Raw genomic sequence first — 24,760 nt, forward strand, 5'->3', positions numbered from 1 at the left:
CATAGAGTGTTCAACATTCTGTAACAGACCTGTCATAAAACTCTCCTAACCTGTGCCTCGTTCGTTAAACACATGATTGGCAAACACGCCAAAATCGAAAGGATTAGGAAAATGAAAGCAAAGGTTCTCGGCGCAATCGCAGTAGCAGGCTCAATGATTTTCAACCCGGCCATGGCGGCCGAAACCGTGTCAGTGGTCGGTTCATCTTCTGTAAGCCCGCTGATGGAAGTTTTTGGCGAAACTTATGCAAAAACGCATGACGTTGTTGTTGAAGTGCAAGGCCCTGGTTCATCTGCCGGTGTTCGTGCAGCGCACGACGGTTCTGCTGACCTTGGGATGAGCTCACGTGCTCTCAAATCATCTGAAAAAGCAGCTGACATTCAAGAAGTTGTGATTGCACGTGACGGTATCGCCGTTGTGGTTCACAACTCCAACCCAGTCAAAGACCTGACGAAAGAACAAGTGTCTCAAATCTATAAAGGCGAAATCACCAACTGGAAGCAAGTCGGCGGTGAAGACAAGCCAATCGTAGTTGCAACCCGCGATACCGCTTCGGGTACCCGTGGCGCCTTCGAAGACATCATGTCTCTGAAACGTAAAGTGAACGGTAAAAGTGTTTCTGCCATTTCTCAGCGTGCTCAGGTTGCCAGCGGCAATGGTCAGCTGAAAACAATGGTTGCCAGCAACCCATTCTCAATCGGCTACATCTCTCTGGGCTCTGTCGACAACTCTGTGAAGCCACTGTCGATTGAAGGTCATCAGCCATCTGTTGAAGCCATCAAAACCGGTGACTACTCAGTTCAGCGCCCATTCCTGGTCGTTTATAAAGAAGGCCGTCCTTCAAAAGCTGCCCTGGATTTCCTGGACTGGATCAAAACTGCAGACGCTCAGAAAATTGTTTCTGACAAAGGCTTCATTGCAACACACTAATTTGCCATACCTTTTGTCCGGCCTGACCTTCAGGCCGGATATTTTGATTCCTCAGTACCTGAATGAATTCCTTCAGGATCTGGAGTAAGCATGATGACCATCGCAAACAACCTTGAAAGCGCCAATAAAAAAGCCGCACTGAAAGCTGCGGACAAAATCGACTGGCGTGAACTCTTCTTCAAATATCTGTTTTTAGCGAGTGCCGTTCTGGGCATTCTCTCTCTGATCACCATTGCCTATTTTATTTTCCGTGAAGGCTATGCCGCGTTTGCAGAAGCCGGTGTTGGCGGGATTGTTCTGGGTGATGAGTGGCTGCCACCTGCATTATTCGGTATTTTCCCGATGATCGTCGCATCTGTTGTCTCGACAGCAGGGGCGGTGATTCTGGGTGTCCCGGTGGGTGTGATGACCGCTATCTTCATTGCTGAAATCGCGCCAAAGCGCGTTGCAGATATCATTCGCCCGATGGTGGAACTACTGGCAGGCATCCCTTCTGTAGTTTACGGTTTCTTCGGCCTGGTGATTATCGTTCCCCTGATTCAGAACGTCTTTGAAGTTCCGGCCGGGAATACGGTTCTGGCCGGGATTATCGTTCTGGCAGTGATGATTCTGCCCACGGTGATCACGGTTTCAGAAACCTCGATTCGTGCGGTACCGCGCAGTTATAAAGAGGGCTCGCTGGCACTGGGTGCCTCGCACATTTTCACCATTTTCAAACTGCTGGTGCCAGCAGCACGTTCAGGCATCATGACCGGTGTGATTTTGGGGATTGCCCGAGCGCTGGGTGAAACCATGGCGATCATCATGGTCATGGGGAACTCTCCGGCACTGCCACGCGGTATTCTTGATTCCGCCCGGACCCTGACTGCAAACATTGCGATCGAAATGTCCTACGCCACCGGTATTCATGCCAGCGCACTGTATGCCACAGGCATTGTCCTGCTGGTGTTTATCATGATGCTGAATGCGGCCCTGCTCTACCTGAACCGTGAGCGTGCGAGGTAATCACAATGACTGTTTCAAATTCGAATTTCATTCAGCAGGCCGGTAATCCTGCAAAACAAAACCTGAAAGACAAAATGTATCTGGGCGTGATCTGGACGTGCGCCACCATCACTGTGGGCTTTCTGCTGTGGGTGGTCTGGTACATTCTGAGCAACGGCCTGTCCTATGTAGACTGGACGTTTATCTCCAGTAACTACACCACGCTGGGCGAAGAGTCCGGGATCTGGCCGATGATTGTCTCCACCATTTATATGGTGCTGGCATCGATTCTGGTTGCAGCGCCGCTCGGCATTATGACGGCCATATATCTGACCGAATATGCCAAAGTCGGCAGCCGTCTGGTGAAAGTGATCCGCTTCTGTACCGAGTCACTGGCCGGGATTCCGTCCATTATTTACGGTCTGTTCGGGATGACGTTCTTCGTCGTCGTCCTGGGATTCGGTTTCTCGATTCTGTCTGGTGCGCTGACGCTGAGTATCCTGATTCTGCCCGTCATTATCCGTACCACAGAAGAAGCCCTGATGGCTGTACCGCAAACCTATCGCGAAGGTTCTTACGGTCTGGGTGCTTCTAAAATTTACACCATCTGGCGTTTGATTCTGCCCAGCGCAATGCCAGGCATCGTTACTTCTATCATCCTCAGTGTAGGTCGTGTCATCGGTGAATCAGCGCCGGTCTTCATGACAGCAGGTATGGTGGCGCGTCTTCCGGAAAGTCTGCTGGACTCCGGCCGGACGCTGACCGTTCACCTGTACAAGCTGACTCAGGAACTCTACACCATTCATGAATGGCACCAGGCCTACGCAACGGCCACCATTCTGATTGTTGTGGTTCTGGTCATTAACCTGATTACCAAGCTGATTGCAAAACGTTTCAACACGGCGACTTACTGATTTCGAGGAAAAACACATGAACAAATTTAGCATTGAAAATCTGGACCTGTTTTACGGCGACAACCAGGCCCTGAAGAAAATTAACCTGCCGATTCCAAATCGTCAGGTCACAGCACTGATCGGCCCTTCCGGTTGTGGTAAATCCACGTTGCTGCGCTGCCTGAACCGCATGAACGACCTGATTGAAGGCGTGAAAATCAAAGGCAAGCTGACCATGGATGGCGAAGACGTGTATGGCAACATCGATGTGTCCAAACTGCGTATCAAAGTCGGCATGGTGTTCCAAAAACCAAATCCATTCCCGATGAGCATTTACGAGAACGTTGCTTACGGCCTGCGCGCCCAAGGCGTGACCGATAAAAAGCAGTTAGATGAAGTGGTCGAGAAATCCCTGCGCGGTGCTGCGCTGTGGGATGAAGTGAAAGATCGCCTGAAATCCCACGCCTTTGGTCTGTCAGGTGGCCAGCAACAGCGTTTGTGTATTGCCCGCACCATTGCCATGCAACCGGAAGTGATCCTGATGGATGAGCCGACTTCCGCACTGGATCCAATTGCCACCAAGAAGATTGAAGATCTGATGGAGTCGCTGAAAAAGGATTTCACCATAGTGATCGTGACGCACTCCATGCAGCAGGCACGCCGGATTTCAGACCGCACTGCCTTCTTCCTGATGGGTGAATTAGTCGAGCATGACGATACGCACGCCCTGTTCAACAGCCCGCGTGATGATCGCACTCGCGGCTATGTCAACGGTGACTTCGGCTGATTTAACAGCCCGCCCGCTTTGTTTTGTGCAGGGATCACCTGCCTTCCTCGAAACGCCAGGATAATAATAGCGATGGTAAACACTTGCCCCCTGAATCTGGGGGCTTTTTTTTGCATGTTTTTTACCCGTCTCTGACATTTGCGATTTAGAGCCGCCATACACTGCAACTGAACACTGAATTATTCTTTTCAGAACCAGCCAGGCCGTTGTTCGCAGTCAGGTGTTTAAAATGCAAAAAAGCCAAGTAATTTCACAAGCAAGATCATGGATAGACATGTTAACCGCGCTGGAGAGAAAACCGCGTCTGACAGGCATTATCCAGTCATCCCGTATCGTTTCTCAGCAACTCGCCGCATTTTGCCGGCTCAACCATCTGATGTCGTTTGTTTATTCTCAAAGCAGCCACCAGCAATTGCTGGCTGAAACGATCGCCGTCTCGGCTTGCGACACGCTGATCTGTGACCAGCGACACTACCCGGCGCTCTGGTATATGCTGCATCAGGTGAAACGGCCTATGCTGATCATTCTGAATCAGGAAGAATGGACGCCTGACTGGTGCTGGCAGTTTGGTCAACATCAGTTCTTGTGTCAGCAAGATTTACGCTGAAAAATATGACACCCTAGACCATGATTGTTTCGCGGCACCCCGGTGACCGCGTTTTGTTCTTTTATTTACCCGGAAAAATGTTGAATGATACGTCAGTTTTTACTCCTCCTCCTCTGCCTTACCTGGAGTGTCAGCACACTGGCACAACCGGAAAGCACCCCGAACAAACTGGACGATCTCGCCCAGCTCAATCAGGAAGTCACTGAACTGTACCAGGCCAGCCAGCAGCGTGCCGGTTCCAGCCGGGATGTACTGCGGATGCAGGTTCTGAATAAAAACAATGACTTAAGAGAACTGCTCGGCGAATTGGTGAATCACCCGCCTGAAGGTGCTGAAAACACGCTGATTCAGTCTGTCAAACATCAGATCCGCTACACAGCCGCTGCGGATAACTATCTGAATGAAAAAATTAATTCCGACGAACGCGTCATGGATGCAGCCCCTCAGGAAGAGCAACTGCTGAAACAGAAACAACTGAATGAAGAACGCCTGTTGTCTGCAGAAATGCTGGGGGATCAGTGGGAAAACTATCTCTGGCTGGAGCAACTGGGCATTCCGGCTGAAAAAGAGAAAACCAAGTTGTCGAAGCGTATTTCAGAACGTCTTGAGTTCGTTTCCGCGTCGCTGGAATACAACAACCAGCAGGAACGAGTACTGACGAAGCAACTGAAAGATGCATCTGAAAGCGAAAAAGCCACCCTTCAGCTGATGCATATTCTGGCGCAACGCAAAGTCACCAGCGATACGGATCGGCTGAATTATCTGATCACCTTAGGCGATAAGGCACAGATCGATACATCAACATACAAAATGCAGCAATTTGAAGTCACCGGCGATCTGACCAATAACATTCTGAACGTTCAGGTGATCTACTCCATTCTTTCCACCTGGACAGAAAAACTCAAAAACTGGCTGATCGACAACACGCCGCAAGTGCTGTTCAAAGTCTTCATTTTTGTGCTGGTGATTCTGATTTTCCGGTTGCTGAAAAATCTGACCCGCCGGGTTGTGAAACGCGCCGTCTCCTCGCCGAATCTGAAAATGTCTCAGTTGATGCAGGACTTCTTTATTTCGATGTCAGGGAAGACCGTCTTTTTCATCGGCCTGCTGATTGCCCTGTCGCAAATCGGACTCAACCTTGCGCCGGTCCTGACCGGTTTCGGGGTCGCGGGTGTGATCATTGGTTTCGCATTGCAGGATACGCTGTCAAACTTCGCCTCAGGCATGATGCTGCTGATTTACCGGCCATTTGATGTCGGTGATTTTGTAGAAGCTGGTGGTGTGTCGGGGAAAGTCAGTCATATGAGTCTGGTGAACACCACCATTCGGACCTTCGACAATCAGATCATTATTGTCCCGAACAGCAAGATCTGGGGCGATACCATCAAGAACGTGACACATGAACGTGTGCGCCGGGTCGATATGGTCTTCAGCATCGGCTATCACGACAGCATTGAGAAAGCCGAAGCCGTTTTACATGAAATTATCGACCAGCACCCGGCTGTCCTGCGGGCGCCGGAGAAAACCATCAAACTCCATACACTGAATTCCTCATCGGTGGACTTTATCGTCCGCCCTTGGGTTAAAACCGACGACTATTGGGATGTGTACTGGGATGTCACCCGGGAGGTCAAACTCCGTTTCGATCAGGCCGGGCTGACCATTCCTTTCCCACAGCAGGATGTGCATTTACACATGGTCAAATCAGACGATTCGAATCAATAACCAACAGCGCGCAAATCGGTTCTACAATAAAATCAGTTGCGCGCGGAATTTTTTGCCTTCCCGAAAGTCAAAAATTTCTCATCCATCTCAGGGGAAAACCAATGAAGAAACACCTGCTGACAGCCATGGGCACTGCCCTGTTTTTATCTGCCTGCGCCGGGACCGGCGGCAGCACTGCCTCGAAGTCATCGGATGATCTGACACAGTATGAATGGGAACTGACGAAAATCGATAATCAGACGGTGACCATTCCATCCATGGGTGCGGTGCCGACTCTGGGGTTTGAAAACACCACCATGGCGCACGGCCACTCTGGCTGTAACCGCTACTTCGGCAGTGCTGAAGTGAAAGACGGGAAATTCCGGATTGAAAAAATGGGGATGACCATGATGGCCTGTCCGGAAGATGCCATGAAACTGGAGCGCGTGATGAGTGACACACTGAGCCAGTGGAGCAACGCAGAAATCAGCGGCAATACTCTGACGCTGACGACTCAGCAGCACACGCTGACTTTTAAAGCCACCCAGTCCATGTAATCTACAGCTCCCTCAGTCGAGCACCTGCTCGGCTGAGGTTTCCCGTCTGATCACCCGCACACTCAGTTTCTGATGTCCTTCCTGCTGGGCGGCCTGAAGCTGCGATTCGGCAAAATGAAACACGCTTTCAGCCGTCAACCCTTCCAGATCAAATACCGTCAGCGCTCCGATGGAAATCGTGAGATACGGAGACGAATGCGTCGTCTGCTCTGCCAGATTCAAGCGTTCCGCCGCCGTGCGTAATTGCCTTGCCACCACTTCGCCATTATTCGTATTGGGCAAAATCGCCACAAAGCGATCATCATCCAGACGGGCCAGCACATCCGCCGGACGCTTCAGCGTTCTGCTCAGTTCTGCCGCCAGTCGGCGAACACTGTCTTCAAACTGCTCAGGCGACAACTGATTTGCGAACATCGCAACATCATCAATCTGGATCACCAGCAGCGCCATCGGTGATAAATCCCGCCGGGCAATTCGTACCGTGATATCCAGGCTTTCTTCAAACGCGCGCTGGTTAGCGATACCGGTCAGCGGATCTTTCAGGCTGAGTCGTTCCAGCTTTTCATTCACGGCCCGTAATTTGTCATGCTGTGCCGTCAGTTGATCATACGTCTGCTGATCCCGTTTGAACACAAAGAAAAGGACGGTGGCAGCCAGGATGAACAACAGATTTACACCCCCGAAAATCCACCAGGGCATCAATGAAGCCTGCGCCTGAATATACTCAAGCCGGGGCATGGCTTCGATCACCCAGCGTCGGCCCCCTTTCGTCAGTACCTGATGAACGTATCGATAGCGGGTATCATAATTCCCGGAGACCTGATCAGATGCGAGATTTTTCTGAACGTAATGAAAACGCGTTTGCTGACTGGCCAGCCCTTTCTCAGCTTCAGGAACCAAGCTGAAAACGACCCGGTTCCCCGCCGGGGCCAGCGTATCAATCAGAGTAAAAGAAAAAGGTTGGACCACCTGATTTCCAGCCGAGGACAGAAAAATATGTGCCGGACTGAACACGCCCCCGACAAAACCAATCAGGCTTTCCTGACGTTCAACCGAGGACATCGGTTCCGGAAATTCATACACAGGCAAGAGACTGAGAATCCCCTGCGATTCCCCCTGATGACGCAGTTGCAAAGGCACCGTTAACTGGAGACGGCCACTGTCCCGCGCCCTTTGAACAGCTTCAAATCGAAATGCATGCGCACCCAGATCGTACCCGATCACCGCTTCATTTCCGGCCATCGGCGCGACATACAGTGCCGGATAGTACACACTTCGCTCTCCCGCAGCGACACGCTCGCCAGATGCGACCTGCTCCGTCACAACGTATCCCGGCAGCCATCTTGCCGCCTGAGCTTCATGTGCATCACGCTGTTCCTGCGGGACCTCCGGGATCCATTCCAGCGCAGTGATGGCCGGATAACGGCGAAGGATTTTTCCGGTCAGGGTCTCAAATCCTTCCGCGTCAGGAATGCCCTGCGTATCCAGCGTTAACTGCAATGAATAGAGCGCTTCAAAATGCGCGTTCATGGCCTGAATAAACGCATGCCCGGTTTCCGTCACATCCGACTGAAATTGTCGTTGGATCCGGTTGGTTTCAAGGTGACTAAAGAAAAACCACAGGGCAACCGACAGCACCAGTCCTGCTGCCAGCAATGACCCCATCACAGTCAAACGTTGCTGCTTCATTGATTTCCCTTGCGATGTTGAAGTTTCACCTGTGTCATCCTAGTTGTATGTGACTGACTGAATATTTGCCAATTTATCAGTAATTATTCTCAATATGCGGCTGCTATTCAGCCCGAATGAAATTATTTATAGACGTCTAGATGTTTACACTGCTTTGAATTCCCAGTACTCTGACGGACAGAGCATTTCAGGGATGAGAACACATGATAGAAATTAAACACCTTCGCACGTTAGCCGTGCTGAGAGATACCGGCTCCCTGACCGCAACAGCCAATACCTTGTGCCTGACACAGTCTGCACTCTCACATCAGATCAAAGATCTGGAGCAGCGGATTGGAGCGCCCTTATTTCTGCGCAAGACCCGGCCGGTAAGATTCACAGCGGAAGGCGATATTCTGCTGAAACTGGCCGATGACCTGATGCCCCGCATCGTCCGGGCTGAACACGAACTGGCGAATCTGAAAGAAGACGCAAAAGGCCGGCTTCATATGGCCATTGAGTGCCATTCCTGTTTTCAGTGGTTGATGCCGGCACTGAAGGAATATCAGATCCACTGGCCTGCGGTCAGCCTGGATTTTTCGTCCGGGTTCAGCTTCGAGCCCATTCCGGCGCTGGCAGCCGGTGAGCTGGATTTGGTGATCACTTCAGATATCAACCCGCGTGCCGAAGTGCATTATGAGCCTTTGTTTGATTTTGAGATGCGTCTGGTGGTGTCGCCCCAATCCCCGCTAGCAGAACTGGCCACCATTAAGCCGACCGATCTTGCCAGCCAGACCATGCTGACTTATCCGGTGCATAAAAGCCGCTTGGATGTGGTGAAGCATTTTCTGCAACCCGCGGGTATTGAACCACGGGTGTGGAAACAGGCCGACAATACATTGATGCTGGTGCAGATGGTTTCGGCAGGGTTAGGTGTTGCCGCACTGCCGAATTGGGCCATTCATGATTTTGCCCGGCAGGGATTGATTGTGAGTAAACCGCTCGGAAAAGGGCTCTGGCGCAGACTCTATGCCGCGATTCGGGCATCAGAGCGCGACAGGCACTATCTTCAGGCTTTTTTTGCCACGGCCCGGCAGCAATGCCAAACCCACCTCGAAGGCATTAAGGCAGCCTGAAACAACAAGGGCGCTGTATTCGCGCCCTGGGTTGAATCCAATCCGCTACTTGAACTGATTTGACAGGGGATCGTACCGAAATCCCAAGGCTGCCATTTTGTCCCGCAGCGCTTGCTGATCAACGTCATAACGACTGGCAAGTTCTTCAATCGTGTCACATTCTAAGCGCAGCTTTTCATTCACGATACCCAGTACAATATTGCCATCCATACTGAGCAGGTTGCTGATTTCCACATGCCCTCCTCCGGCCAAAATGCCGTCTGCATATCCACCCGCCAGACAAAACTGACTTCCCGTAACCAAAGCATGGGGCTGCATTCAGAGCCAGCGGAACAGGTGATGTCTGCGATGACCTTGCTTCTTGTCATGCTTTTAGCATAGACACTTCACACAGACACTGCATGCGGAATCTGAGCCGTTAGATGAACGACAGTTGTAATCCAACCGAGCCAGACAGCAGCAGCGCAGCAAAGAGCAGTTGCCAGAAGTTGACGGTTTTGCTCAGCAAAATATGACCGCCCCAGACCACCTGGGCAGCAATCAGAAGCACCAAGGCTGCACAGATTGCCAGCACGTCCGCTTCTACAACGGATACGGGCAGACCATAAAGCACCCAAAGCAGCAACAAGACACTCAGCATGGCACTCAGTAACCCAACCGCAGGTAACACACGGTGGAACGCTTGCAGCCGGGTTCTCGCTTGGGTCAGCAGCACATGCGCCAGCAACGAACCCAGTAAGGCGATGGCGACAAAACTCATTCCGGCAACGGGTAATGTGCGTTCAGAGGCCATCATCAGCCAGCACACACCCGCCAGACCTGATGCCGTATACAGTGCCCATAAGGGTCCGGCATCCCGGGTTTTTCCTGTTTTCACCTGAAACGCAAACCAGGCTAAAGCCAGCAGGGGGAGCACCGCAACAGGCGAAACGATGGCAACCAGTAACCACCCCACCAGTAGAATCGGCAAGGTTTTGTGCACACGCCCGCGCTGACCGGGACAGATTTCCCCTTGGGTCAGAACCAGTGTCAAAATCAGTTGTGCTCCCAATAAAGCAGGGATCAAGAACGTACTATAGGCAATCGTCATAAATATCATGAATACAAAAGGCTGATAAAAAACCGCGGCATTATATCAGACATTCACAAGGAAACCCTTCGCCGGAGAGCATCGCTGAAGAGACTTGTTTTGTATTCCATTGCAGAATTCAGTCAGATAACCGTCCGCCATCAGTCATTTTTCCGTACAAATTTTCGAGTGGCTCACACCGTTTCGCATCCTGTATATGAATCAAGATCACGGTTTTAGGTGCGGTCATGTAGAATAATTGTCCAATTATAATAATGACGGACGATGACCGTCTGTTTTCTTCAACAGATGTCGGCTGAGCTGGAAGCAAAGATGATATCGACTTTTAACCGTTTTCACAGACAACTGTGCCAGTCTCTCAAACTCTATGTTCCCGATTTATGGAGCGCGAAAGCACACAGTCAAAGTTTTCAGAATACACGGAGCGGATACCTGCGCAGCCGGATTTCCTTGCTGTGTATTGTCTGGGCCGTGCTGATCATTGCATGGATCCCGTTTGACTTCTTCTATCTGGACGATAGCGAAGAAATACGGATCGTCATTGCCCGACTCATGCTGGCCACTTTTCTGCTTCTGATTGCACGCTTCAATGAATCGCACACCACACTGTGGCAATCCCAGTGTTGCCTGATGCTTCTGGTCACCGGGCTGAACCTGTTTTATTGCTACTGTATTTGGGTGCTCGGCTTTCCGAAGGTGTACAGCGGTTTTGAATATGGCTATACGCTCCTCCCGATCCTGCATGTTGCGATTCTGACGATTCTTCCGATCACCCTAAAGGAAAGCCTGTGTTTGCTGGCACTGACAGCAGTGACAGAAATCGTTGTTGATGCTCAGGCAGGCACCCTGCACACACCGGAAACGCTGGCCAACTACTGGCTTCAGAATGTCCTTGCGATCATGGTGATCTGGTCACAATTATCCAAACTCTACATGCTGATGCGCCTTTACCGGCAAGCAACACTGGATCCGCTCACGGGTATCTACAACCGACGGATGCTGATGCAGCAAGCACAAAAATCACTGGATGCCTGTCAGGCAAAACGCCAGCCTTTTTCACTGCTGCTGTTCGATATTGACCGCTTCAAACGCATCAATGACTCCTGGGGTCATGGCATTGGGGATAAAGTGCTCAGAGGATTTGCGGACCATTTGCAACAGTCTTCACGGAAAACCGACTTGTTTGGCCGCTACGGTGGTGAGGAATTTATTCTATGCCTGCCCTACTGTGATACGTTTTCCGCGCAGAAAATCGCAGGCCGGATGCTGCAAGAGATTCGTGATTTAGCAATATCAACGGATATCGAAGATACACAAATTGCCATTACGGCATGTATTGGCATTGCGACCTTTACCCCGGGTGACAGCCTGATGGCCATGATTGATCGGGCAGACCGCGCTTTATACGAGTGTAAAGATGCCGGACGTGACTGTTTCCGTTTTCATCCGCATGGCTATCGTCCATCCGAACGGGATCGGCGTAAGTCACAGGAAGCACACGCTAAAAGTGCACCGCAGGTTGTTGTGGTGGAATAGAGCGCCTAAAATGATGAATCTGGCTGGGCCATAGCTCCCAGCCAGATTGGTTAGAAATGACGACGACAACCCTTTCAAAAGCCGAAAAAATATACACGACACGACTCAGGAGGAGCATGCAATATCCCCGAGCATCCTGTCTTGGTTTACCGATTCATTTTGAGTGCGACAGGGACTGTTCATTCACCAGTGATCGAGTGATCCCTCGAACAATCACCATTTCAAACGGAAGATAACAAAATGGTTTTCCTGCAAGAATGATGCTTTCAGCATTCTTGGTGAAAGATCATGCATTCAACATCTCCAACATTGAATCATGAGAAGCGCATTCAGCCAATGATACATGCCATCCCCCGGAATCATCCTGTTGCCCTTCTTGATGGATCGACCTGAGACACAGATTTATCCGGAACAGGACTATTGTGAGGCCCCTTGTCTGGCATGCTGTTTTTCCCCTGAGATTTGAGTCAAGCAGCCATCCGCAAAACGCACCCATGGTCAATGTGCGGCAAACATATCTTTGTAGGACTGAGTTTCAATATCCGCATCCGACAGACCAAACTGACTGGCAAGCGCAATCAATGCTTCTCTGTAGGCAGACAATCTGGTTTCATCATCCGTCATGATGGCAAATTCAGCAAAATCGCCAATGCCATAGAGAGAATCGACCGTAATGTGGAATTGGCCAATAAAATAGATACTTCGCGTCTTCGTTGCCCTGAGCACAACCCGATAACCCAACGTCTGGAGCATCCGTTTGGCATTGTCCGCATTCGTGATATTCGTCGCTTCACAACGGTCTGCTTCGGGACCTTTCACTATCCAGAGCTTGATCCCCGAAGGTTCCATCGTTCTGATACACAGACTCTTATTCTGCGTGCGCAGCGTGTTCTCAGGCGTATCGAAATAGCAATCAGATTCTTTCTGTATTGTCTTCAAGCATCACTTCATGTGGCATTCGCTTTAAACGTTCGAGAAACGTCGATTTCGACACCAGCCTGTACTTCAATTCAACTTCGTATTTTCCCTGAAAATGTTGATTGCTCATCCAAGTACACTCCTCCCAAAGTGGCTATCCTACCATGCCTGACCCTGTCAGATGCGTCGGAGTGATTGGTTGAAAGATGCCTGAGCAAGTACAGATCTGACAAAAGCCGATTTTTTACGCCGGTATGCAGTCTGGGACCAGCCACTGCAGGATAATTTCAGAGCATTGTATTGCGCGACGAGGCAAGGATTCGAACGCAACTGATCGCGGAACACTAAAAAATCTTCAAATTCAGAGCCAAGTGAGACGACCTGTAAGGCCACATCATCCCCGGTCGTGGACGTTAACATGCACAGTTCCGCAGTTCTTAACGTGTCGCTTTTCACCTGAAAACCTAACGGAACCAGGCATTGGATGGCAGGTTCTAGTTCGTGTGATTCAACACCGATAAAGATGTAGATCCCCCTTCGATACCGCATTCGGGATCGAGGAGGCACCGATATGCTCAACGCATGCATCGGGCAACCGTTTTTTAATTTCACGTTCATAGTGAAGAAAGAGCACTTCACAAGACGTCTGATAAGCTTCAGCACGATAGAATTCCATTGCTTTCCTGGAAAAATATACTGTCCTCATCCGTCGTTCGGGTGAATCACGTCCCCTCAGTCACAGTTGAACAACTGGCTGACGGATGCCGGTGACGATAATTTTTTTTCGTAAAACTGAACAGGCATGCCCTGATAAGCGCCCTGCTCTCGTCGCTCAAATCCAAGTTTCAACAGAATATGATGGGAAGCAGCATTCTGAAGATCAACCAGCGCAATAATGTGCTGATAACCCATCTGCAGCGCAAAAGACAAGACAGCATGACTGGCTTCTTCTGCATACCCCTTGCCCCGCGCAGAGGTTTTCAGCCTGTATCCAAGTTCGACGGCATCCTGCCCCTTGTCAGGAAACGACTCTATCCCACAATAGCCAATGAGTTCATCCGACACCGTCTCAATCACAGCCAGCTTCCCTATCCCTTTCACTGAAAAAGCACGGACAAGCGCTTCAAATCTGGATTCGGCTTGCTGCTGTGACATTGAACCTGTGGGTGAAAAAGCCATAAAATCAGGATCCATCAATAGCGGAATAACCTGTTGATGGTCTTCCTTGATAAATTTCCTAAGCGTTAAACGAGATGTTTGAATCACGATTGCCTCCATGCACCCATCGGTTTATCAGCATCATGCCCTTAAAGCACGATGAAGGACTTCAAGGTTCAATCAATGAACCAATTAATATTCCCCGGAAACAACGATTTCATGACCTGAGTGTTCAATCACAAAAGCAACCGACCCTTCAGCATTTTGAAATCCAACGGAGCAAATGGCCATTGAACCTGAGCCACATGTAATTTCGGGGTACTCGTCATCCATCGAGGTTTCGTCCTCTGCCTGAGGGACAACGGTCCAGCCCTGTGCGATCATTTCACTTTTCACGACACTGTATTTTTTTCCTTGATACTGTGAAAAGTCGGATTCATCCGCGCAGGTCATCGTACTAAAGCCAAACATTACAGCGATGAATAAACTCTTTTTCAATCTCACGGATCTCTTCTTTCATTTTTACTGCCTAAAAATATACATTCAGACATGTCACTCACCGAAACTGTGACTCATTCATTTTCGACTGTCTTTCTGCCACAGTTTTCACAAATGATATGACGTGAAAACTCGTCCATCGCTGCCAAAAACGGCCCCACAGCCAAGCCTTTGATAAAACCAGCGATAAACTCCTTGTACTTTCGATGGTTAGATTCAGCAAAAGCGCTCGGATTTCTGATCAGAACGATGATGTGACGAGACTTCGTCTGACATGTTGAACATGGATACATCTCTATTTGGTGTAGCACGTACTTTCTCCCGAATACAACGCCGCCATAAATCCCATTCATCGACCCCTGCACAATGAGGGATATCTGATTTCAGGTTCATGAATCGCAGGCAATTCACCATGTCGTTTTCACATGGAATAAGCTAAAAATCGCTTCAGTGTCCATGGCAAGGATCCACAGGACAAGCTGTTGATCTGTATACCCTCAAAATTCTGAAGGAATCACACACGATGAGCAAATAATTGATTCATCAGAATAAATCAGCCAATGCCATTCTGATGAGCGCTGAGAGGTTCAACGCAATGCGTTGTTTATCGGTTACCCAATGACTTGCGGAGGCAGATAAATCGTAAATTCATTCAATGGCTCAACTAAGACACTGTAAGGTGCGTTTTGCTCCGATTCTTTTACAATCCCCAGGTCAGATAAAAGCTTGAATTTTGCTGATTTTAATTGAGCTGGCTTCACTTTCAATTCATGGTGCCAGACCCGGTAAGTTCCCAGCTGATGATCTCTGCGATAATAAAATCCAGCCAGAGGGTGTGTCAGATAAACGAGTGCCGACTCAGTATCAGGAAAACCAACAAAATTGAACGCATCCGTCTCTGATTGCACCAAATCAACCGAAGCTTCAGCCCAATCCGATGTCGTTTCCATATGATACTTTTCATACAGCCCTGTGAGCTCGTTCAAACGACAATCGAAACGAACTTTCCCCGCATGCCAAGGCAGATTCCACAGATATCTCGGCACCGATAAAGTCCAGGAATCAAGCGTTGTCCCCAGAAACCACACACAACGCTCGCCTGTGTAAGAATCGATAATATATATACGATAGTTTGTTTGACCCATTGTAAATTTAGGGAATGGAAAAACAGCCGAAGTAAAATCAACATCAATAAATGGAACCACGGAGATCAACCCCATTTCCTGATGATTGATTTCAACGGTATCTAATCGGAATCGTTCAGGAAATAATCCTTGAAATCGCTCAGCCGGTACAGCATAAGTAATGATCGCGAAATGCTTCAAACCACATAGCACATCCATACCTTTTGGCTGTGGTCTCTCGGTCAAGTAATCTTTAAACTGCCTTGGTTCTTGCATCAGACCTCCTCTTCAACAATACGAAATCAGCAAAGACACGGATGACAACATCTTAAAATAAAACGATGCGACTGAAAGGATCGCTCAGCAGCCCCAGGCCCATATTCTTCTGATCCTTGGCTATGCCCGACTGATTCTCTCCAGGATAAACGCGGCCCTTTCCTGAACAGAGCATTTGGGAACCTCAATCAGTTCATAGCCAAATTTTTGATAGGCTTTCACCATTTCCCGGTAGGTTGCAACAGCCGTATGAAAATCTTGTTTCCGCTCTGCATCTTTGTTGTAAATCGATTCCCAGGGCGGAAAAATGAAGACATTCTGATCGTAAATCAACTCATGGCAGCTTGTTAACAACTGCGCTGAAACAGGAATGCCTTCCAGTTGACTGTATCCGTATGAGTCAATCACACTTCGGTCAAAGAAGGTCGTCTCAGCATGGCTATCCGCTGCGTACTGGTTCATCTCGGCCAGAACCATTTCATCACGAAAGGCCACTTTATCCATCCAGGGCAATGCTGTCCCCTGCTGTTCAACTTGCTTTTGGATGACTTGGCGGCCCACTTCGGTTGCTGTCTGATAACCCAAATGCTTCAAATAGGTGATCACAGCGGTTTTCCCGGCACCGGGTCCACCCGTGAAAACAATGCGATGGTTCACTAAAACCTCTTCATTCAAAACGAAGTATGGAAAGCTTTCTTCAACACACTCTTGCGGAAACCACAGTGTTGTCCAACTCGCCGGAAGGCAGGCGTCTGCTTGAATGACTTATCACACAGAAATTGACTGCATTCCAAACGTGTGGGCCTCACCACCGACCCTGACTTTGATCACGGTCTGATCGTCCGACTCAACAGTCGCTGTAATTCTGGAAACACAGTTCATTGCCCGCCCTTGCTCGAAAATGAAATCATTCGAATGCTCACCACGACAGTGCTTGGTTAAATAACATGCCAGTGCGCCACTGGCACTGCCCGTGGCTGACTCCTCCGGAATGCCAAACAAAGGTGCAAAATTTCGGCAACTGGCCGTCAAGCCACTGTCTTTCTCACACAATTCGAAAGCATGGAGACCCACAAGATCATGCGCTTTACAGAAGTCAGATAATAACGTTTCATTCACTTGGATTTTGTCCAGATACCCATGCGGTACAGGAACAATCAGATCAGGTAAGCCGGTTGAAATCACTTCGTTCGGTAACTGTGTCGATTCAAGAACCGTTTTATCAATGCCAATGAGCGCCGATATCGTCTCAGGATTAAATTCACCCAGGTATTCAGGTAACGCCTGCGCCATCACGATATGCCCCTGAGGCGCGATTGTGACGTTAAGTAAACCGGCTTTCGTCCGTTGAATATATTGCCCTTCGGTTACGATCCCTTTGTGATACAGTGTTGAAAAAGCCGCTAAGGTTGCGTGGCCACAAAAATCTACTTCACCCGTCACCGTAAAGAAGGATAACGCAAAGTCGACTTCATTATCCTGAGACACAAAGGCTGTTTCAGAGTAACCAACCGCTTGTGCAATGATTAATTTTTCCTGGCGAGTTAAGTCATCAGCGTGCAACACCACACCCGCAGGATTGCCTCCGGTTTCATTTACGGTAAAGGAGTTCACCAGATACGCTTCAACGTTTTTCAATTTAACTTTCTCCATGGAGCAATAGGATTGCAGTCAGCCAGGCATTGCCCACTCTTCTGCTGCAAACTGAAAAATAAAGTACGCTTCTTGAACGATTTATTCGCCGAGCATCTTACACAGAATGTGTGATTGTGCCTTAAACCCCAGCTTCTCATAAAAGTGTTGGGCTGGCTGGTTAAAAGCCATCACCTCAAGCCTGATTTGCGCCGCGCCCTGGCTTTTAGCCCAGCGGCTACAGGCCTGCATCAGTTCAGTACCAACGCCGGAAGTCCGGCAGTTTTCATCAACAACGATCGTCCCAACACGGCAGATCGGGCAGCGAACAAGAAATGGAATCGCCTCATTCTTCGAGATGAATGCCGTGAGAAAACCGACAACACGATTCTCAATTTCTGCAACCAAGAATAACCGCGACGGATCACTCAGAGCGTGCTTTAAAAATTCTTTATCCGCTTCAGAGGGCTTGATAAATGCTTCAGGTGCATTTTCAAAATGAAGCATACCTATTTGCTCATTCAAGACCAGTAATGCGGTTAAATCTGTTGTTTTTGCTTTTCTGATATTCATCATTTCCTTCGACATTGATATATCCTCATCACACAACAACAAATGAGCTCTTACAATATTTCATACAGCGTAATCTTTATCATTCCTTGAATCGATCAACTGAACTCTGAAACCTTCAGATAAATTATATTGTTGAACAACCGACAAAACAGATTCTGTTTTCACGATAGAAGATATCATGAGAAAAAGCTGATCATACATACGATGTAACACCTCATAACACGTGTCATCAGGAAGGCCTTCGTGATAAGGAGTCAAATCAAAACTTAATGTGCTTAATATTTCTTCAAGCTTTTCACTGGGCGAAACATCCACATTGTATAAATAGAATTTCCAATCTGTCGTATAGTAATCACTCTCTTTCTTCACCTTTTCTTCCCAGGCGTCTTCTCCTGTGACTAAGAAGTTAATGATAAACTCACACGCATGATCAGGGTTAAATTCAAAATCGATTACCTGAATTTCATAGTCAGCGAAAAAATCGCGTTGACTATCAAGATAACTTGTCAGTTCTTTCAGTAATAACGGTTGATATTTATCAATCACATTGGTTTTAAAATTTTCAATATCAATCATACTTCAATCTTTTGTGAGAACACAGACATAAAAACCATATCGTGCAAGGTATGGTTAAACGTAACCTAGTGATTTGACGCCAGCGAAAGTTCCATTTCGATCAAACAGTTAACTTCTGAACGCTTCGTGAAACCTTTAGATTCATATAACTTAATGGCTGGATTTTCACGAAACACACGCAGCACAAGTCGCTGACTTTTCCGCTTGAGTGCATGGTGCCGAACGATGTCAAGACATTGAGTGCCAATCCCTTTTCCCTGAACGTCTGACACAAGCTGTAAATCTCTTAAATAGGTCGTACTCTCACTGTAACTCAAACGAACAACACCAACACGGATCTGACCGTCATAAACCTCGTAATTGTCGAACTCATCCCAAGAACATAAAAACTGATGCCGATCCCAAACGATCCCATGGGTTTGATAGTAACCTGACATATTCGTTTTGGTGAGATGTTCTGCGAAGAAAAGATCTGTCCCTCTCACGAACGTTACTTTCATACTTGTTCTCTTGGTTATCTTTTTCTGTCTCTGAGAAGTGACCTGAAAATGAAATGATGGCATATTGAAACCCAATCAATCCCGCCTAAATTTATCCCCTATATAGAAACCATCGCCAAATTCAGGCAGGATTCATGCCTTCTTCATGCTCACCCAAGCTCGAAGAAGGAATAACCAAACAGCCAGAGTATTTGAAATCCATAACTGAATCGTTGGTGAATACCCGGTACAGTTTTGGCCTTAAAAGCAATCGCCAAACGATACGAAAAAAACAAGCACCCGACAATACACACCAATGAAAACAGTCTGATAAAAAGAGGATAAGCCGTTGAAAAAACAATGATAGAAGGTGCAATGATAAGCGACATTAACATGACCATGCCCGACCAAGCGTGAATGTGACCACTCATTGATGGCTTGGACGTATAGGGATCTGCATCCATTGGAAAAAATCCGCAAATCCAAGTCGACAATCCATGGACGATGACCATCGCTCCAACGAAAAAGGTAGGCAAATACGTTGCGTGAGTCGTGGTAATGAAATAGCCATATAAGATAAACATCACACCTAATGGGTAATTATTGATCAGGGGTGATAATTTCTGAGTCGGGCTTCCAAATGCGCCAAGTTCACTGCAGAACTGTCTTGAATGACTATAATTCGGATAGAATAAAGAAGCGACGAAGATCCCCATAATTATCCATACTGAGGCAGCAATGCCAGTATATTGAATCCAATTCTCCATATTCACCTCCAAATACTGAACATCACCGATGATTTATTTTAGCTGGGTATATAATAAAAAACACGCTGTTGAAACCAGCAGGAAACCCATCACCCAATTAAATACCTTTAGCCTGAGATCACTATTTAAAATAATTGTAGACTTTGCCCCAAGAAACGACCACAGAGCCAATGAAATATAACAAACAATAAAATAAATCAGTGAGAAAATGAAAAACCGTGTATCACCTTCAGGTGATGAAAAAATCGATACACCAGCAACACATGCAAGCCATGCTTTGGGATTTAACCATTGCAGGAGAAAACCTTGCAGAAAGGTGGGCCGACTCTGTTTTTCTATCTTCACCTCGGGCTTGGCGGTTGCGATCAAATACCCCATATAAATAATAAATGTCGAACCGGCGACAGACAGGTATTTTAGAAAGTATGGGTACAGTTCGATGACTTTATAAAATCCAAGCCCGATGAACACCAGGAGCAACGTAAATCCTATTGTTGCTCCGGAAACAAAATAGAAAGTCTTCCTGATCCCGTAATTGGCTCCAGAAGATAGAATCACAAAATTGACTGGACCAGGCGAAATAGACATTGCCAGCGAAAATGAAACCATTGCTAAAATTAGAGACATTAATTTCCCTTCCTATGGAGAATTTTCAAATATCATCACATTTAGATCTGCGCGATTCATACCACTACATTGCGATCACGAAACCCAATCCGTGCAGATCATACCTGATGTCGCGAATCACTGTGAAAGTCTTTTTCAGATCTCTTCATGGCACACCATTTCGATATTGTGCCCGTCCGGGCCAATCACGCAGAGCATGAAGATTCTCTCATAAGCGCTATTTATAGAGGACAACCTATGGATTCGGTGAAATCCTAAGTACCATTATGAACTTAGTTTCTTCAGTACAGACAACGCGAAAACCATGATTTTCATATAGTTGCACGAGGTGCTCTTCGCAACGAAGATATAACGATGGTATTTTCAGCGTCAACGCTTTGGCTTTAGAAAATTCGATAAGTGCTTTTGATATCCCTTGCCCACGATATTCAAAAGGGACATAGATACCATCTAGCCAATGATTGAAGCCTGGGTAGGATGAGTACTTTCGATATTTAATTTCTCCCGCACCAGCTAATTTCCCGTCAATATGAACCACAAATGAATTTCGATTTGCAAATGAAGATATTTTTTTAACAACACTTTCTAAACTCGATTCTGAATTTTTGTAATCCCACTCATGAAAATACCAATTGGCGACAGCTTCAATGTCACTCGGGCAATCCTCTAAATTTGAAATTTTCATTATCCCTCGATAAATCATGACGTCCTGTTAAAGGGTTAGCCTCATTGTATTAAAGCTAAACCACTGATTTGCGATCACGAAACCCAATCCGTGCAGATCATACCTGATGTCGTGAATCACTGTGAAAGTCTTTTTCAGGTCTCTTCATGGCACACCATTTCGATATTGTGCCCGTCCGGGCCAATCACGAATGCCGCATAATAGGTTCCGCTATAATTCGGACGCAAACCTGGTGCACCATTATCCTGGGCTCCGAAATCAAGTGCGGCACGATGAAAGCGATCAACCTGCTCTCTATTTTCAGCAACAAATGCCAGATGCAGATGAGACGGGGTTTCTATCTGTTGAAGCCGGATACACAATGACGTTTTGCCATCTGAGCTCAGTTCTATACCGAGCTCTCCTTCAGAGACAATCTCTATGCCAATCGGCTCTAACACTTTGAGAAAGAACGATTTACTTTGTTCATAATCACTCGCTCCGAATACGACGTGGTCAAACATATATGCTCCTTGCTTTCAATTGATTCATTACGGGCGAACAACCCAAACAGAAGTCACCAAGCATTGCGAATCCTTCTCAGTCCGTTGGCTAAGCGCATAGCCGCAGTGGGTCAAGTCGGTTTTCGCATGCCTTGGATTTTCACGCACAACGACTATCTATCGCACTGATAAAATGCGAATTCCCTTGTGTGTTCCTAGGCTTTCTTCACGAAAACAAAAACACTTTCAGGTGGCCAAAGCCAATCATCTGATGCACGATAGCCACGTAACCAAAGTCCTGCATCATCAGCTCTGAGATAAAACCCTGTTGGATGGATTTCATCTGAAAAAGCTGGGATTGAAGCCACAGTTAAAATCGTTCCCTTGTCCTGGGTTAGATACGTCAATCTCAGATATGCTGCCAGCTCAAATGCACAAGGCGCTAATCCTTGATGTTTGGCTGCTTTCAATATATCGGCAAACAAAGTGCCTTCGGTGAAACCTAATTCATGAACGCTCACCCCCACGAGCTCTACCGTTTGCCGTTCAGTTGAAACTTCAAAGGCTTGAGACATGAACAGCATTGCGGCGTAAGCATTGAGATTGATTTTATACTCCGAAAGCGCAAGCAGTAACTGCGCTTTACTGTGAGTCCCCGTCTCTACTTTCCATGTTTTGCCTTCCATCAAACTGATTCCCTGATACAGATACCTAAGCTAAACTTTCGAGTCTCCAAAAATACATCGATTTTTCCTCAGATTTAGAGATGTGTTTCAGCTAAACACTCTGTCAGCGCTATTTATTTTCAGCGATGCGCCATAACACACCACTGGGATCAGTCAGGCAAAATTCAAGCATTCCCCACGGTTGTTCAACGAGATCGGTCACTTGAACATCATACGTTTCAGAAACATTCAGCTTCAATAAGTGTTCGTGCCAACTTTTCGCATCCTCAACCAAAAGATGCATCATATAATTTTTGCAATGTTCTGGTTCATAAAAATCTTGAAGTAAAAATGCGCAAGCGCTTGATTTAAAATAAACGACACCGTCAAACTCAGATGCCATTTCAAAACCTATCTGCTGATAAAATCGCTTCGAGCATTCAAAGTCCTTCGCAGGGACGAAAGATTTCATTTCAACTATATTTAAATTTTCCATTTCTTTCCCTCTGGCCGACTGTTATTAGACGCATTTGAATCTGTTTACAATACACGCGCAAGCCAAGCCTGTGAGTTTTTTCGTGCGAAACCAAGGCAAAGAAACAGCGCCATATCAACGCAATTTTCTAGACTTTCACTCGCTTGGTCATCAAAACATCAATGATGGTTGTCTCTTCGAATACTTCGGATATAAAACCATCAGAGAAATTAAAACCATGTTTAGAATAGAATTGAATGGCTGATTCGTTATTATCGAGTACATAAAGGTGAATGTTTGTCATTCCCAGGGCTTGAGCATCTATTTCCAGGTAATTTAGAAACCTGCTGCCCAACCTTTTCCCATAAACGGTCGGACACAGATACAGCTTACTCAGCTCTATCGTTCCAACCTGCTCAGGATGGACACTGTAAGACATAAAACCCACAACCTTATCACCAGACTCAGCAACAACGACTGTCTCGGCATTCGAACGGATTATTTTTTGCCATTCTTCCACACGATCAGGCAGTGTGTAGCTTTCAATATACCTGTCCGGCATCAGTCCATCGAATGCCGTTTTCCATGATCGAACATGGATATCTGCGATTGTGTGAACATCTGCTTGTGCTGCGTTTCTTAAATGAATTTCCACGGCATCTTCCTTGAATGATGACTCTCACATCATTGGTGAATGGGAGCTGTCCTTGGCAAAGGATTGAACATCAGGCGGCAAGAATTGACTGTTGCCTCTACTTTTATTCGCTTGCTCTATGGCCAATTCAAGCCCTTTTTCAGTCAGAATCACTTCGGAACCATACATTGATTGAAGATACTCTGCGCCCCCGACGTGGTCTGAATGTCCATGAGTGACGAGGATATGGCTCACTGGCTCCTGCTCTAATCCCAGCTTTTTTAAGTTCGCCGGTATCCACTTGCTATACGGAAAATCAAGGGTATCTATCAGGACAAGCCCAGATGAAGTTTGAACAACATATGACGAAACCCACTGGTCACCAACGTAGTACAAGTTATCAAACATTTTAAAAGGCTCAACATAGCCATTTTTGCCCGTCATTTCTGGCGCTTCCATTACCGCCAAAGCTTTTATTGAGATCAAGAAAAGCACAACAACGATCAGTCGATTCATCTCACATCCTTTTACTTACACCGCATCCGATGTGCGACATGACCACCAAACTGAGACCAGTTCCCGTAATACGACACCCAACGTTGCACTGAAAATTCCAAGCGTCGGGAATCACGCTTCAATACTTCTTCTCAATGTTGTTCCAGCTCAGCCCGGAGACTGGCTATCGTATGCTGACTGAAGACTTTAATACCCGCTTGCTCGAATAATGCGGCGGTTACACCTGAACCATCGATTTGAGTGCCATTAAATGTCCCATCATAGATTTTAGAACTGCCACAGGAAGGACTGCGCTCTGCGAGGATGGCATACTTTATGCCTTGTTGCATGCACAGATCGAATGCGTTTTGTGCACCAGCAACAAATTGCGCCGTCACATCAATGCCATCATTGCCGACCACACTGGCAGACCCCTGAAGGACATCGATGCCTTTACCTGCGATGATTTCAGCAGGCGCTCTGGGCACAGGCAAACCTGATGAGAGCTCAGGGCAGAAAGCAACTAATTCAACATTTGATTGCAGCCAGTTGAAATCATGGGCTGGTACTGAAAGACAACTCGCATTGTATCGGACCTTATTTCCGACCAAACACGAACTGATGAAAACCTTTTCCAAAATGCGTTCCTTTGAGTGAGAGAAAAAATTCATCACACGCTCAGCCATGGCACATCTGAACGGTTTTAATTTTCTTGGAGCAGAAACATTCATTTCCAGTCATGCCAGTTTAAAACCGGCCTTTTCATAGGTTGTGTTAGCTGAACTATTCTTGGTATATACATCA

Annotated in this window: 28 protein-coding genes and 3 pseudogenes; 9 read left to right on the forward strand and 22 right to left on the reverse strand. The window is 47.3% G+C overall.

Annotation, left to right across the window (positions count from 1 at the left end; genetic code table 11):
* Positions 1-111 precede the first annotated feature (111 nt).
* From KDD30_RS08380 to KDD30_RS08410, 7 genes are all read left to right on the forward strand, one after another.
* Positions 112-930 (forward strand): phosphate ABC transporter substrate-binding protein, encoded by an 819-nt coding sequence (locus tag KDD30_RS08380; RefSeq protein ID WP_211645388.1) that lies wholly within the window; start codon positions 112-114, stop codon positions 928-930.
* A gap of 93 nt (positions 931-1,023) precedes the next feature.
* Positions 1,024-1,935 (forward strand): phosphate ABC transporter permease subunit PstC, encoded by a 912-nt coding sequence (pstC, locus tag KDD30_RS08385; RefSeq protein ID WP_211649742.1) that lies wholly within the window; start codon positions 1,024-1,026, stop codon positions 1,933-1,935.
* Between the two features lie 74 nt (positions 1,936-2,009).
* A complete protein-coding gene (gene pstA / locus KDD30_RS08390) occupies positions 2,010-2,828 on the forward strand; it encodes a phosphate ABC transporter permease PstA (protein ID WP_371826089.1) in 819 nt (272 codons plus the stop codon).
* A gap of 16 nt (positions 2,829-2,844) precedes the next feature.
* Positions 2,845-3,594, forward strand: coding sequence for a phosphate ABC transporter ATP-binding protein PstB (gene pstB, locus KDD30_RS08395; RefSeq protein WP_211645390.1), 750 nt, complete (start codon positions 2,845-2,847; stop codon positions 3,592-3,594).
* Positions 3,595-3,868: 274 nt separating this feature from the next.
* Entirely contained in the window at positions 3,869-4,201 is a 333-nt protein-coding gene (locus tag KDD30_RS08400) for a hypothetical protein (protein ID WP_249199041.1), read from the forward strand.
* Positions 4,202-4,285: 84 nt separating this feature from the next.
* Positions 4,286-5,926: a mechanosensitive ion channel family protein gene (locus KDD30_RS08405; protein WP_211645392.1), complete on the forward strand. Its 1,641-nt coding sequence runs from the start codon at positions 4,286-4,288 to the stop codon at positions 5,924-5,926.
* 101 nt (positions 5,927-6,027) lie between these two features.
* A complete protein-coding gene (locus KDD30_RS08410; protein ID WP_211645393.1) occupies positions 6,028-6,462 on the forward strand; it encodes an META domain-containing protein in 435 nt (144 codons plus the stop codon).
* A 12-nt stretch (positions 6,463-6,474) separates the two neighbouring features.
* On the opposite strand, the gene KDD30_RS08415 is transcribed toward KDD30_RS08410, so the two are convergent.
* Positions 6,475-8,151: a CHASE domain-containing protein gene (locus KDD30_RS08415; protein ID WP_211645394.1), complete on the reverse strand. Its 1,677-nt coding sequence runs from the start codon at positions 8,149-8,151 to the stop codon at positions 6,475-6,477.
* Between the two features lie 203 nt (positions 8,152-8,354).
* Here KDD30_RS08415 and metR point away from each other — a divergent pair, with 203 nt between their 5' ends.
* Positions 8,355-9,266, forward strand: coding sequence for an HTH-type transcriptional regulator MetR (gene metR / locus KDD30_RS08420; protein WP_211645395.1), 912 nt, complete (start codon positions 8,355-8,357; stop codon positions 9,264-9,266).
* Positions 9,267-9,311: 45 nt separating this feature from the next.
* Here metR and KDD30_RS08425 read toward each other — a convergent pair whose 3' ends face one another.
* Together KDD30_RS08425 and KDD30_RS08430 are read right to left on the reverse strand one after the other, a co-directional pair.
* Positions 9,312-9,500, reverse strand: coding sequence for a DUF4250 domain-containing protein (locus KDD30_RS08425; RefSeq protein ID WP_211645396.1), 189 nt, complete (start codon positions 9,498-9,500; stop codon positions 9,312-9,314).
* A 184-nt stretch (positions 9,501-9,684) separates the two neighbouring features.
* Positions 9,685-10,356 carry a hypothetical protein gene (locus KDD30_RS08430; RefSeq protein WP_211645397.1) on the reverse strand — a complete coding sequence of 224 codons (672 nt, stop codon included), beginning with the start codon at positions 10,354-10,356 and terminating at the stop codon, positions 9,685-9,687.
* 312 nt (positions 10,357-10,668) lie between these two features.
* Here KDD30_RS08430 and KDD30_RS08435 point away from each other — a divergent pair, with 312 nt between their 5' ends.
* Positions 10,669-11,892, forward strand: a complete 1,224-nt coding sequence (locus tag KDD30_RS08435) for a GGDEF domain-containing protein (RefSeq protein ID WP_211645398.1) — start codon at positions 10,669-10,671, stop codon at positions 11,890-11,892.
* Between the two features lie 498 nt (positions 11,893-12,390).
* Here the strand turns inward: KDD30_RS08435 and cyaB are convergent.
* The 19 genes and pseudogenes from cyaB to KDD30_RS08530 form a co-directional block, all read right to left on the reverse strand.
* Positions 12,391-12,940, reverse strand: a pseudogene (gene cyaB, locus KDD30_RS08440) (class IV adenylate cyclase).
* A 47-nt stretch (positions 12,941-12,987) separates the two neighbouring features.
* Positions 12,988-13,486 (reverse strand): annotated as a pseudogene (locus KDD30_RS08445) (GrpB family protein).
* 56 nt (positions 13,487-13,542) lie between these two features.
* Positions 13,543-14,076 (reverse strand): GNAT family N-acetyltransferase, encoded by a 534-nt coding sequence (locus KDD30_RS08450; protein WP_211645399.1) that lies wholly within the window; start codon positions 14,074-14,076, stop codon positions 13,543-13,545.
* 84 nt (positions 14,077-14,160) lie between these two features.
* The gene (locus KDD30_RS08455; RefSeq protein ID WP_211645400.1) at positions 14,161-14,364 is read right to left on the reverse strand and encodes a hypothetical protein; all 204 of its coding nucleotides are present in this window, start codon (positions 14,362-14,364) and stop codon (positions 14,161-14,163) included.
* Between the two features lie 713 nt (positions 14,365-15,077).
* Entirely contained in the window at positions 15,078-15,866 is a 789-nt protein-coding gene (locus KDD30_RS08460; RefSeq protein WP_211645401.1) for a DUF2071 domain-containing protein, read from the reverse strand.
* A gap of 120 nt (positions 15,867-15,986) precedes the next feature.
* Entirely contained in the window at positions 15,987-16,523 is a 537-nt protein-coding gene (locus KDD30_RS08465) for an AAA family ATPase (RefSeq protein ID WP_211645402.1), read from the reverse strand.
* Positions 16,524-16,634: 111 nt separating this feature from the next.
* Complete coding sequence (locus KDD30_RS08470) at positions 16,635-17,504, reverse strand: PhzF family phenazine biosynthesis protein (protein ID WP_211645403.1); 870 nt, start codon at positions 17,502-17,504, stop codon at positions 16,635-16,637.
* 96 nt (positions 17,505-17,600) lie between these two features.
* Positions 17,601-18,071: a GNAT family N-acetyltransferase gene (locus KDD30_RS08475; protein ID WP_211649744.1), complete on the reverse strand. Its 471-nt coding sequence runs from the start codon at positions 18,069-18,071 to the stop codon at positions 17,601-17,603.
* 60 nt (positions 18,072-18,131) lie between these two features.
* Positions 18,132-18,647, reverse strand: a complete 516-nt coding sequence (locus KDD30_RS08480) for a hypothetical protein (RefSeq protein WP_211645404.1) — start codon at positions 18,645-18,647, stop codon at positions 18,132-18,134.
* A gap of 65 nt (positions 18,648-18,712) precedes the next feature.
* Positions 18,713-19,147 (reverse strand): N-acetyltransferase, encoded by a 435-nt coding sequence (locus KDD30_RS08485; RefSeq protein WP_211645405.1) that lies wholly within the window; start codon positions 19,145-19,147, stop codon positions 18,713-18,715.
* Positions 19,148-19,296: 149 nt separating this feature from the next.
* Positions 19,297-19,893: a DUF998 domain-containing protein gene (locus KDD30_RS08490; RefSeq protein ID WP_211645406.1), complete on the reverse strand. Its 597-nt coding sequence runs from the start codon at positions 19,891-19,893 to the stop codon at positions 19,297-19,299.
* Positions 19,894-19,926: 33 nt separating this feature from the next.
* A complete protein-coding gene (locus KDD30_RS08495) occupies positions 19,927-20,520 on the reverse strand; it encodes a LysE family translocator (protein ID WP_211645407.1) in 594 nt (197 codons plus the stop codon).
* A gap of 235 nt (positions 20,521-20,755) precedes the next feature.
* Positions 20,756-21,205: a GNAT family N-acetyltransferase gene (locus KDD30_RS08500; protein ID WP_211645408.1), complete on the reverse strand. Its 450-nt coding sequence runs from the start codon at positions 21,203-21,205 to the stop codon at positions 20,756-20,758.
* Between the two features lie 134 nt (positions 21,206-21,339).
* Positions 21,340-21,708, reverse strand: a complete 369-nt coding sequence (locus KDD30_RS08505; RefSeq protein ID WP_211645409.1) for a VOC family protein — start codon at positions 21,706-21,708, stop codon at positions 21,340-21,342.
* Positions 21,709-21,902: 194 nt separating this feature from the next.
* Positions 21,903-22,373 carry a hypothetical protein gene (locus KDD30_RS08510; RefSeq protein WP_211645410.1) on the reverse strand — a complete coding sequence of 157 codons (471 nt, stop codon included), beginning with the start codon at positions 22,371-22,373 and terminating at the stop codon, positions 21,903-21,905.
* A gap of 109 nt (positions 22,374-22,482) precedes the next feature.
* On the reverse strand, positions 22,483-22,848 hold the full coding sequence (locus KDD30_RS08515; protein ID WP_211645411.1) for a VOC family protein: 366 nt from the start codon (positions 22,846-22,848) through the stop codon (positions 22,483-22,485).
* A gap of 127 nt (positions 22,849-22,975) precedes the next feature.
* Positions 22,976-23,482 carry a GNAT family N-acetyltransferase gene (locus tag KDD30_RS08520; protein ID WP_211645412.1) on the reverse strand — a complete coding sequence of 169 codons (507 nt, stop codon included), beginning with the start codon at positions 23,480-23,482 and terminating at the stop codon, positions 22,976-22,978.
* A 42-nt stretch (positions 23,483-23,524) separates the two neighbouring features.
* Positions 23,525-23,977: pseudogene (locus KDD30_RS08525) on the reverse strand (MBL fold metallo-hydrolase); the annotation flags it as partial.
* Between the two features lie 131 nt (positions 23,978-24,108).
* Positions 24,109-24,687 (reverse strand): DUF523 domain-containing protein, encoded by a 579-nt coding sequence (locus tag KDD30_RS08530; RefSeq protein WP_371826034.1) that lies wholly within the window; start codon positions 24,685-24,687, stop codon positions 24,109-24,111.
* Positions 24,688-24,760 lie beyond the last annotated feature (73 nt).

The sequence above is a fragment of the Photobacterium sp. GJ3 genome (assembly GCF_018199995.1).
GTDB lineage: Bacteria > Pseudomonadota > Gammaproteobacteria > Enterobacterales > Vibrionaceae > Photobacterium.

What these genes read in the sequence shown, in the direction of transcription:
- KDD30_RS08500 (WP_211645408.1), bottom strand. Translation starts at nt 21,205, where the DNA reads ATGAAAATTTCAAATTTAGAGGATTGCCCGAGTGACATTGAAGCTGTC.
- KDD30_RS08410 (WP_211645393.1), top strand. Translation starts at nt 6,028, where the DNA reads ATGAAGAAACACCTGCTGACAGCCATGGGCACTGCCCTGTTTTTATCT.
- KDD30_RS08435 (WP_211645398.1), top strand. Translation starts at nt 10,669, where the DNA reads ATGATATCGACTTTTAACCGTTTTCACAGACAACTGTGCCAGTCTCTC.
- KDD30_RS08485 (WP_211645405.1), bottom strand. Translation starts at nt 19,147, where the DNA reads ATGAAAGTAACGTTCGTGAGAGGGACAGATCTTTTCTTCGCAGAACAT.
- pstC (WP_211649742.1), top strand. Translation starts at nt 1,024, where the DNA reads ATGACCATCGCAAACAACCTTGAAAGCGCCAATAAAAAAGCCGCACTG.
- KDD30_RS08530 (WP_371826034.1), bottom strand. Translation starts at nt 24,687, where the DNA reads ATGAATGTTTCTGCTCCAAGAAAATTAAAACCGTTCAGATGTGCCATG.
- KDD30_RS08460 (WP_211645401.1), bottom strand. Translation starts at nt 15,866, where the DNA reads ATGCAAGAACCAAGGCAGTTTAAAGATTACTTGACCGAGAGACCACAG.
- KDD30_RS08515 (WP_211645411.1), bottom strand. Translation starts at nt 22,848, where the DNA reads ATGGAAAATTTAAATATAGTTGAAATGAAATCTTTCGTCCCTGCGAAG.
- KDD30_RS08475 (WP_211649744.1), bottom strand. Translation starts at nt 18,071, where the DNA reads ATGAATATCAGAAAAGCAAAAACAACAGATTTAACCGCATTACTGGTC.
- KDD30_RS08405 (WP_211645392.1), top strand. Translation starts at nt 4,286, where the DNA reads ATGATACGTCAGTTTTTACTCCTCCTCCTCTGCCTTACCTGGAGTGTC.
- KDD30_RS08495 (WP_211645407.1), bottom strand. Translation starts at nt 20,520, where the DNA reads ATGTCTCTAATTTTAGCAATGGTTTCATTTTCGCTGGCAATGTCTATT.
- metR (WP_211645395.1), top strand. Translation starts at nt 8,355, where the DNA reads ATGATAGAAATTAAACACCTTCGCACGTTAGCCGTGCTGAGAGATACC.
- KDD30_RS08415 (WP_211645394.1), bottom strand. Translation starts at nt 8,151, where the DNA reads ATGAAGCAGCAACGTTTGACTGTGATGGGGTCATTGCTGGCAGCAGGA.
- KDD30_RS08430 (WP_211645397.1), bottom strand. Translation starts at nt 10,356, where the DNA reads ATGACGATTGCCTATAGTACGTTCTTGATCCCTGCTTTATTGGGAGCA.
- pstA (WP_371826089.1), top strand. Translation starts at nt 2,010, where the DNA reads ATGTATCTGGGCGTGATCTGGACGTGCGCCACCATCACTGTGGGCTTT.
- KDD30_RS08380 (WP_211645388.1), top strand. Translation starts at nt 112, where the DNA reads ATGAAAGCAAAGGTTCTCGGCGCAATCGCAGTAGCAGGCTCAATGATT.
- pstB (WP_211645390.1), top strand. Translation starts at nt 2,845, where the DNA reads ATGAACAAATTTAGCATTGAAAATCTGGACCTGTTTTACGGCGACAAC.
- KDD30_RS08490 (WP_211645406.1), bottom strand. Translation starts at nt 19,893, where the DNA reads ATGGAGAATTGGATTCAATATACTGGCATTGCTGCCTCAGTATGGATA.
- KDD30_RS08400 (WP_249199041.1), top strand. Translation starts at nt 3,869, where the DNA reads ATGTTAACCGCGCTGGAGAGAAAACCGCGTCTGACAGGCATTATCCAG.
- KDD30_RS08510 (WP_211645410.1), bottom strand. Translation starts at nt 22,373, where the DNA reads ATGGAAGGCAAAACATGGAAAGTAGAGACGGGGACTCACAGTAAAGCG.
- KDD30_RS08505 (WP_211645409.1), bottom strand. Translation starts at nt 21,708, where the DNA reads ATGTTTGACCACGTCGTATTCGGAGCGAGTGATTATGAACAAAGTAAA.
- KDD30_RS08480 (WP_211645404.1), bottom strand. Translation starts at nt 18,647, where the DNA reads ATGATTGATATTGAAAATTTTAAAACCAATGTGATTGATAAATATCAA.